At 39.1% G+C, this 9,009-nt stretch carries 8 protein-coding genes; 2 read left to right on the plus strand and 6 right to left on the minus strand.

The window, feature by feature from the left end; genetic code table 11:
• Positions 1-43 precede the first annotated feature (43 nt).
• Positions 44-658: a polysaccharide deacetylase family protein gene (locus H6A61_RS04725; RefSeq protein ID WP_154044986.1), complete on the plus strand. Its 615-nt coding sequence runs from the start codon at positions 44-46 to the stop codon at positions 656-658.
• 75 nt (positions 659-733) lie between these two features.
• Here the strand turns inward: H6A61_RS04725 and H6A61_RS04730 are convergent, their stop codons facing one another.
• From H6A61_RS04730 to H6A61_RS04750, 5 genes are all read right to left on the minus strand, one after another.
• Positions 734-1,960: a DUF4861 domain-containing protein gene (locus tag H6A61_RS04730; RefSeq protein WP_204391496.1), complete on the minus strand. Its 1,227-nt coding sequence runs from the start codon at positions 1,958-1,960 to the stop codon at positions 734-736.
• 110 nt (positions 1,961-2,070) lie between these two features.
• Positions 2,071-2,865, minus strand: coding sequence for a gluconate 5-dehydrogenase (locus H6A61_RS04735; RefSeq protein ID WP_154044984.1), 795 nt, complete (start codon positions 2,863-2,865; stop codon positions 2,071-2,073).
• A 164-nt stretch (positions 2,866-3,029) separates the two neighbouring features.
• Positions 3,030-4,439, minus strand: a complete 1,410-nt coding sequence (dacB, locus tag H6A61_RS04740) for a D-alanyl-D-alanine carboxypeptidase/D-alanyl-D-alanine endopeptidase (RefSeq protein WP_204391503.1) — start codon at positions 4,437-4,439, stop codon at positions 3,030-3,032.
• 113 nt (positions 4,440-4,552) lie between these two features.
• Entirely contained in the window at positions 4,553-5,899 is a 1,347-nt protein-coding gene (gene lpdA, locus H6A61_RS04745; RefSeq protein WP_204391505.1) for a dihydrolipoyl dehydrogenase, read from the minus strand.
• Positions 5,900-5,924: 25 nt separating this feature from the next.
• Positions 5,925-6,350 (minus strand): PH domain-containing protein, encoded by a 426-nt coding sequence (locus H6A61_RS04750; protein ID WP_204391507.1) that lies wholly within the window; start codon positions 6,348-6,350, stop codon positions 5,925-5,927.
• Between the two features lie 191 nt (positions 6,351-6,541).
• Between H6A61_RS04750 and nadB the strand changes: the two genes are divergently transcribed.
• On the plus strand, positions 6,542-8,125 hold the full coding sequence (nadB, locus tag H6A61_RS04755) for an L-aspartate oxidase (protein WP_204391509.1): 1,584 nt from the start codon (positions 6,542-6,544) through the stop codon (positions 8,123-8,125).
• A gap of 72 nt (positions 8,126-8,197) precedes the next feature.
• Here the strand turns inward: nadB and H6A61_RS04760 are convergent, their stop codons facing one another.
• Positions 8,198-8,842, minus strand: a complete 645-nt coding sequence (locus tag H6A61_RS04760; protein ID WP_154044979.1) for a MarC family protein — start codon at positions 8,840-8,842, stop codon at positions 8,198-8,200.
• Positions 8,843-9,009: the final 167 nt, after the last annotated feature.

The following is a 9,009-nucleotide window of genomic DNA, read 5'->3' on the forward strand; positions in this document are numbered from 1 at the left end:
TATCATTAAACTTAAAAACTAAAAACTTATAAACTTATAATACATGTTTATAGAACAACCTCCACAACTTATAAGATGTCTTTATCCATCTGCCATCTGGCGAATGGATAAAGACAAAAAAGCTGTATATCTGACATTCGACGACGGACCAATACCGAGAGTTACTCCGTGGGTACTTGATGTGCTCGACAGATATGGAATAAAGGCTACTTTCTTCATGGTGGGAGACAATATCCGTAAACATCCTGATGAATTCCGTATGGTAGTGGAAAGAGGACACAGAATAGGGAATCACACATTCAACCACATACGTGGATTAAGTTATGATATCAACTCATATCTTGAAAACACGGACAAGGCATGCAGAATGATGATGAACACGAACCTGTTCCGCCCTCCACACGGATACATGAGTCCAAAACAGTATGCCGAGCTGAAAAAAAGGTATAAGATTATAATGTGGGACCTTGTGACACGCGACTATAACCGTAAGTTTACAGGCGAACAAATACTGCAGAAAGTAAAGAAATATGCCCGAAACGGCTCGATAATAACTTTCCACGATTCATTGAAATCGGAAGAGAATATCAGATATGCCCTGCCTAAGGCTATAGAATGGCTGATGGAACAGGGATATGAGTTTAAGGTATTCGAATAGAAAAAATAAAGCCATCATTACATTGGTATCATAAACCGGTAATGATGGCTTGTTTTCATTATAAATAGTAATTTGTTACTTTACAGTAACAGTCAATGGATTTCTTACTTTCTTGGCATATTCCTCAAGATAGGAATTCCATTTCTCATCATCAAATCCGCATTTGCTCCATGCAGAACCCCAATAATATTCGAATTCATCACCTGGCTGGTATGTATTGATACCCATTACATGACCTATAGCTCCTGAAACCGGTTTTTCGAAGAGTTGTACCTTTGCCATTTCCAGCGTATTAGGGAATACCGCACCTACATATATTATTCCGTTGTCAGCATTTACATTTGTAGTAGGATCGGCATACGCAATATAACCTCCCTCCTGATTCATTGAATATCTGTCAGGAATTGCTTCATGCAACACCAGACCTACACCTATAGGGTAGTCTTTCTTCAAAGAAGTATAGCTTACAGTTGTCTTATTAAGGTGTGAACCTTTGTCAAGCTGAATCAAACGTGTTTCAACCACAGTGGTATCTCCGTCGATAGTAAGAGGATTGAATTCCAGTTTTACTGTAAATCTTAGAGGACCATTGTCAAGTATTTCAAAATTCTTATAGCAATAAGGATATGATATTACAGAATCAGGCATCAAAGCAGCTGTACCTCCACCGAGTGTAGGACCTACCGCATAGCAGTCCATTCCGTTTCCGTGGTCAATATGATATGATATGGCATTAGCCAGGCTGTCTGCCTCTGCTTTCTTTCCTTCCTCGCGAAGTTTCTTTATCATAGCTCTGGCATCCTTGTCAAGTTCCATTGCATAACGGTCTTCAACAACCGGCTCTGAAACACTTTTTGTAAAGACATCGTATCCATATGCCTTCTCACCTGTCATTTGTAATGCCGGACCATACGCACGATAAGCAGCCTTATCATTTTCCCATGCAATGTCATCAAGTCTCTCAGGATACTGGCGGCCATAAACCAAAGTATTTACATGTGAAGGCTGTCCTTTAGTGATGCTATATGACGCAGTAGCTTCGGCTTTTACAGTAGCCGGGAATATAATTTTGTTATCGGCTGTAAGCTGATATGGTATCTCGGTATTATTCTCGTCGATAATTACAAACTCGGCAGTTTCGTCAAGTTTCAGTTTTCCAAGTATATCATCGACTGGAATTTCCACAATTTCCTCCACTCGGTCTATTTTCAATGGATTTGACACTGATACCGTTACGCCTTTCTCCTGTGCACATGAAGCCATAAGCGCAACAACCGCAGCAGACACAAATAACTTTTTCATACTTAATTTATAAGATTATTCTTAAAGGTTTAATACAAAAAAAGTCCTACCGGAAAAATAATATTCCGGCAGGACCCTATATAATATTATTCTCTATTGGCGACCATTAATTATTTAGGCTGCTTTCCGATGTATGCCAAGATACCACCGTCAACGTACAATACGTGACCGTTTACGAAGTTAGAAGCATCTGAAGCCAAGAATACAGCTGGACCTGCCAAGTCTTCTGGGTTACCCCAACGAGCAGCAGGAGTCTTAGCAATGATAAATGCATCGAATGGGTGACGTGAGCCGTCTGCCTGACGTTCGCGAAGAGGAGCTGTCTGAGGAGTAGCGATGTAACCCGGGCCGATACCGTTACACTGGATGTTGAATTCACCGTATTCAGAAGCGATGTTGCGAGTAAGCATCTTAAGACCACCCTTAGCTGCTGCGTATGCAGAAACAGTTTCACGACCAAGTTCACTCATCATAGAGCAGATGTTGATAATCTTTCCGTGACCTTTCTTGATCATGCTAGGGATAACTGCCTTAGAAACGATGAATGGAGCGTTAAGGTCGACATCGATTACCTGACGGAATTCTGCAGCTGTCATCTCAGTCATAGGAATACGCTTGATGATACCTGCATTGTTAACCAAAATATCGATTACGCCTACTTCTTTTTCAATCTGTGCAACCAAAGCATTTACAGCTTCTTCGTTAGTAACGTCGCATACGTAACCGTGAGCTTCGATACCAAGTTCTTTGTAAGCTGCGATACCTTTATCAACCAATTCTTGTTTGATATCGTTAAAAACGATCTTTGCACCGGCTTTAGCGAATGCAGAAGCAATTGCGAAACCGATACCGTAAGATGCACCTGTTACAAGAGCAACCTTACCTTCAAGTGAAAAGTTTACCATAATAATACAATTAATAAATACTGTTTAATAAATCATTTCCACAAAAGTAATAAATTATTCCCGTTATCGCACACAAAAAAGTACAGAATATGTGCAAAAATGTTTAATATCATGTAAATACATACTTTTTAAACATAAAATACAGCGTCATGCTACTAAAAATATTAATTATATGACGCCAATATATTACAAATTTCATCCTGAAACTTTCTTGCAGACACGTATTTCAGAACATTCTGATTGATAATCACAAAGGCAATGGTGTGTTTTGCCGGTGAAGTGACATAACCAGCCAATGAACATACTCCAGTCAATGTACCAGTCTTGGCCCTGACATTTCTGAATGTTTTTCCTTTGCCCATTCTATATTGAAGCGTTCCGTCAATTCCTGCTATAGGAAGACTGTCGTAGAACGGATGGAATATCAACGGGGAACTGAATGCGTATTTCAGATATCCCATGATAAGTTCCGGAGATACATAATTGTAGTCAGATACTCCGCAACCATCTACAATTCTGAATTTCCTACTGTCGAACCCTATATCTGATTTCATAAACTTGTATATGGCATTTTGTCCATCCTTATGGCTGAGATATTTCTTACCATTGCTTATTTCTCTGGTTGCATGGAAGAAAAGTGCCTCGGCAGAAAGATTGTCGCTTTCTTTAAGGGCACGTTTCAAAACCTCATCAATATCCCGATAGACGGTTATTATACCTTTAGTGTCTGCCGGAGTATTCTCATATGCCACACTGTCTTGTGGGATAAACACACCTTTTCCCTGAAGCTGGAAACGGAGTGTATGCATAAAGAAGCCCTTTGTATTGAAAATATTCATTGAGGTACTTGCCTTATGTCTTGAACTTCCTGAAACCGTTATGGTATTGTCATTATACATCCAGTTTCGGGTGGCGCTTACATAACTGCCTGACGGTGATGTCCTATTGTCAATGGAATAAAAATCGGACTCAGGTTTTATCTCAACATTAGCTTTACTTCCGCCTGACGGAGATATACTGACATTTATGCATCCACGATTCAGCATCAGAGGTGAAAGGTATGGCTGAAAAGTGTCGGGAGTATCATCCCATGCCCATCCCGGCCCCCAATAAACCGAGTCCATCATAGACACATCGCCTATCAGACGTCCTTTAACACCATGTATTCCCATATTTGCTATGGCATCTACCATGGTTTCCATATCTTCCTGCATAAATTCAGGATCAAAATCACCTTTCACGTATATATCGCCATATAGTGTATCGCCCTCGATATATCCCGAATAGGACAGACCCGTCTTTATCTGATAATCCTTACCCAAAACTGAAAGGGCTGTTACGGAAGTTATAACCTTTTCAACAGATGCAGGCCTGTACAGTTTTTCTGCCTGATATCTGTATAATTCCTGTTTCGATGTGAGGTCATACACCAGAATTCCGACTTCGGATGTATTAAGAAATGAAGAGTTGTTGATAAGTGAATCTATTCTGTGAGATATTGTTTGCGCATATGATGATACACAGAATAAAAGCAGAGTTAATAATAAAAATGTTCTGAAAATAGTTCTTTTCATATTTATCTCGTCTTATTGTTATATAGTTAAAACGGTTTTTAAATACTGTTTGACCAGTATCTAGAAACCGTTTACAAATATAGCGAGAATTGAAAATCAACGAAGTTAAAAGATTAAAACTCTCTGAAAATTTCACCTACAGTAGGATGTGGGAATACATATTTCTTGAAATCCTCAAGTTTTCTGCCTTCTTCTATCATCATACCGGCTATCACTATAAGTTCCGATGCCGGATTTCCCAGAATATGCACACCAATTATATGACTCTTTGAGTCTGTTATTATCTTGCATACACCGTTCACTCCTTCATTCTCGGCTACAAACCTTCCGGCATATGCCATTGGGAGTTTTACTACCTTATAATCAAATCCTACTATCTTGGCCATTTCTTCAGTCATTCCTACCGATGCCACCTCAGGATTTGTATATACCACTCCCGGAATAGCTTTATAACTCATGTTGTCGTCTGTTCCACATATATGATTTACAGCAACCTCTGCCTCTCTTACAGCTGTATGGGCAAGCATGGAGAATCCTGTAATATCACCGCATGCATAAACTCCATCTACAGAAGTCATCATTGTCTTTGTATCGACTATAATTCTATGTTGTGGAGTAAATTCAAGAGAGAGATTTTCCAGTCCGTAACCCTCGGTACAAGCATGACGTCCTGCACTGACAAGTAATTTTTCGGACTCTACGCATCCATCACCATCCGCTGTCTGATATTTCACAATGATTTTTCCCGAATCCGCATTGCAAATTTCTGTCACCTTGGCATCAAGCATGAAACTAATGCCTTTCTTTGTATATTCGGCTCTGAGAAGTGATGCCAGTTCCTTGTCTATACCTCCCAGAATTTCTGAAGTCATTTCTATCACTGTAACTTTTACTCCAAGACTGCAGAAATAAGAAGCGAATTCCATTCCGATCACTCCTCCGCCTATTATAACCAGACTTTCCGGCAGTTCTTTACAGTCGAGTGCTTCTCTGTGTGTCCAATATGAGACTTTATCTATTCCACTGATAGGAGGTATGAATGTTTTACTGCCTGTACACAATATCAATTTCTCACATTTATATATGTCATCACCACATTTTATCGTGTTCTTGTCCTGAATATAGGCTTCACCGGAAACCACAGTTACACCCGATTCGTTCATCTTGTTCTTTATTCCCAATACAAGTTTACGAACCACTTTCTGTTTCCTGCTTACTATTTTAGGAAGATCAAAAGATACTCCTTCAGCTTTTACGGCATATTTTGAAGCATTTCTGGCTCCGTCAAGAACCTTTGCAGAATATAACAGTGTTTTTGTAGGGATACATCCTTCATTCAAGCAGACACCACCCAAAGAATTCTTCTCGAACAATACAACGCTCAAACCGGCTTTACCGGCAGCTTCGGCAGCAGAGTAACCGGCAGGTCCTCCACCAATTATAGCTAATTGAAAATCCATAGTATATAAGGTATAAAGTTTGTTGTTATTTATCCTGTATCACAAGCTTGTCATTCATTGATTTAAGTTTTGAGATAAAGGCTTCCTTGTTTCGTGGAGAGACCTGTACCTTCACGGTTTTATTATTTCCGTTATATTTTATCTCATATCTGTGGAACGACAATGCCGGAGCCCAGAATATCATCGAACGTACTAATCTTATTGATTCTATCTGGTCAATGCGCAGAGTAAATTTTTTCACGAAACGTCCTGTTTCAACTTTTAACAGGCCATCATCTGTTATGACATATTGGGTATGTATAAGCATCTCTATCTCATATATCACCAATATAGCCATAATAATGGCAAGCAATGTGTCATGCATCCAGAAGAAAAAGAAAAGAAGCAATGATGTGATAGAAATCAAAATCCAATACCACCATCCCACTTCGGTCTTAAACGTCCTATCCATATCTTTAAGAATTTATCTACAATCTCGGTAATTTTCTGTGAAGATAAAAATTAATTTACTAATAAACCACTAAAACAGAATTTCTTTATCTGTTTTTATGATTTATTTGAATGAAAAGTTTTATAAAATAAGCGTATGATGGGACTATGTTATAACTTTTTAGTAGCTTTGCAATATAGATAGAAATTATTATGGTTAGGAAATTCGATTTTCTCGTTATCGGCTCTGGTATTGCCGGAATGAGTTTTGCGCTTAAAGTGGCGCATAAAGGATCTGTTGCATTGATTTGCAAAGCCGGACTGGAAGAAGCCAATACATATTTTGCACAAGGTGGTATTGCTTCTGTAACAAATCTCAAAGTTGACAACTTTGAAAAACATATTCACGACACAATGGTTGCCGGAGATTGGATAAGTGATCCTGCAGCTGTAGAAAAGGTTATCACAAATGCCCCTAAGCAAATAGAAGAATTAATCAAGTGGGGAGTTGACTTCGACAAAAATGAAAAAGGAGAATTCGACCTTCACAAGGAAGGAGGACATTCCGAATTCAGAATTCTTCACCACAAGGACAATACAGGAGCTGAAATCCAGACAAGCCTTATCGAAGCTGTGAAACAGCATCCGAACATTACAATTTTCTCAAACTTCTACGCTGTAGAACTCATTACACAACATCATCTCGGTATAATAGTTACACGTCATACACCGGGCATTAAATGCTTCGGAGCTTATATACTTAACGAAGAGACAGGCGAAGTAGATACTTTCCTTTCTAAAGTTACTGTAATGGCAACAGGAGGATGTGAGGCTGTATATAGACACACTACAAACCCACTTGTAGCCACAGGCGACGGTATAGCAATGGTATATCGTGCAAAAGGTGCCGTAAAGGATATGGAATTCATACAGTTCCATCCTACAGCACTATTCCATCCGGGCGATCGTCCTAGCTTCCTTATCACTGAAGCTATGCGCGGATATGGAGGCGTTCTCAGAAATCTTGCAGGAGAAGAATTCATGCAGAAATATGATCCTCGCCTGTCACTGGCACCACGCGATATAGTGGCACGTGCAATAGACAGCGAAATGAAACAGCGTGGTGAGGATCATGTTTATCTTGACGTAACTCACAAAGACCCTGAGGAAACTAAGAAACATTTCCCTAACATATATAAGAAATGTTTGAGCCTGGGTATAGATATCACAAAAGATTATATACCTGTTGCTCCTGCTGCCCACTATCTTTGCGGAGGTATCAAAGTCGATCTGGACGGACAATCAAGCATACGTCGTCTATATGCAATTGGCGAATGTTCATGCACAGGTCTGCACGGAGGAAACCGTCTGGCTTCAAACTCACTGATTGAAGCAATAGTTTATGCCGATGCAGCCGCACAGCATGCAATGAGTGTAATAGACAGATACGAATTTAATGAGGATATTCCTGAATGGAACGACGAAGGAACAATCAGTACCGAAGAAAGAGTCCTTATTACACAAAGTATGAACGAGGTAAATCAGATAATGGAATCTTACGTCGGTATAGTAAGAAGCAACCTACGTCTGGTTAGAGCATGGAACAGACTTGATATCCTGTATGAAGAGACAGAAAGACTGTTCAAGCGTGTCAAGGCCTCACGAGAAATATGCGAATTGAGAAATATGATTAACGTAGGATATCTTATAACTCGCCAGGCAATGGAAAGAAAAGAAAGTAGAGGATTGCATTACACTATCGACTATCCGAAACATTCTGACGAAAACAAACAATAACAGATTATAATAAGCAAAAGACCGGTCTTCATCCCAACCGTTGGTTTGAAGACCGGTCTTTTTTTTGATGCATTATAACGACGGATTATGTATTATTTCAAGCAATATCGGTTTTACTCCACCTACGAAACATTCCACAGCAATAACCATCAGAATAAGTCCCATTAATCGCATCATAACATTATTACCCGTTTCTCCCATAAACTTGACCAGACGGGTAGATAGTCTCAGAATTATATATGTCAATATATATACTATAGCGATTACACTGACCAATGTTACTTTAAGGACCCAATTATCTGCATCATCCATCAAAATAATCCCATTTGCTATAGCTCCTGGACCACACAGCATAGGAATTGATAATGGAGTAATGGATATATCATTTGCATATGCCTTTATTTCCTCATCTTTTAGCTTTGTATTCGTATATCTTGCCTGAAGCATATCATAGCCTATCTTTAAAATAATAATGCCTGCAGCAATCCTAAAACCGTTTGTAGAGATACCAAAGAATTTGAAGAGGAACTGACCACAGAAAGTAAAACTGATCAGAATTAGAAAAGAAATGATTGTAGCGCGCTTCACAATATGACTTCTTTCACTTTCATCCAAACCTTTAGTCATGGTAAGAAACACAGGCATGGTGCCTAAAGGATTTGTAAGAGTAAAAAACGATGTAAAACACAACAACGCATAAGGAATAATTGTATCCATAATAAAAACGTTTTTATATATAACTACTACAAAGATATATCAGATTTTAATATAAAGGAAGTGTATAAACGCAAAAAATCCCCGAAGTATCTCTACCTCGAGGATCTCTCATATAAGACGGCGACTACCTACTCTCCCACAATATGCAGTACCATCGGCGTGACGAA

Origin of the sequence: Bacteroides caecigallinarum (genome assembly GCF_016901995.1) — a bacterium.
GTDB classification, from domain to species: Bacteria; Bacteroidota; Bacteroidia; order Bacteroidales; family Bacteroidaceae; genus Phocaeicola; species Phocaeicola cellulolyticus.

Excerpts from the sequence above, each read along its gene's own strand:
- lpdA (WP_204391505.1), bottom strand. The coding sequence starts at position 5,899 with ATGGATTTTCAATTAGCTATAATTGGTGGAGGACCTGCCGGTTACTCT.
- H6A61_RS04725 (WP_154044986.1), top strand. The coding sequence starts at position 44 with ATGTTTATAGAACAACCTCCACAACTTATAAGATGTCTTTATCCATCT.
- H6A61_RS04735 (WP_154044984.1), bottom strand. The coding sequence starts at position 2,865 with ATGGTAAACTTTTCACTTGAAGGTAAGGTTGCTCTTGTAACAGGTGCA.
- H6A61_RS04750 (WP_204391507.1), bottom strand. The coding sequence starts at position 6,350 with ATGGATAGGACGTTTAAGACCGAAGTGGGATGGTGGTATTGGATTTTG.
- dacB (WP_204391503.1), bottom strand. The coding sequence starts at position 4,439 with ATGAAAAGAACTATTTTCAGAACATTTTTATTATTAACTCTGCTTTTA.
- H6A61_RS04730 (WP_204391496.1), bottom strand. The coding sequence starts at position 1,960 with ATGAAAAAGTTATTTGTGTCTGCTGCGGTTGTTGCGCTTATGGCTTCA.
- nadB (WP_204391509.1), top strand. The coding sequence starts at position 6,542 with ATGGTTAGGAAATTCGATTTTCTCGTTATCGGCTCTGGTATTGCCGGA.
- H6A61_RS04760 (WP_154044979.1), bottom strand. The coding sequence starts at position 8,842 with ATGGATACAATTATTCCTTATGCGTTGTTGTGTTTTACATCGTTTTTT.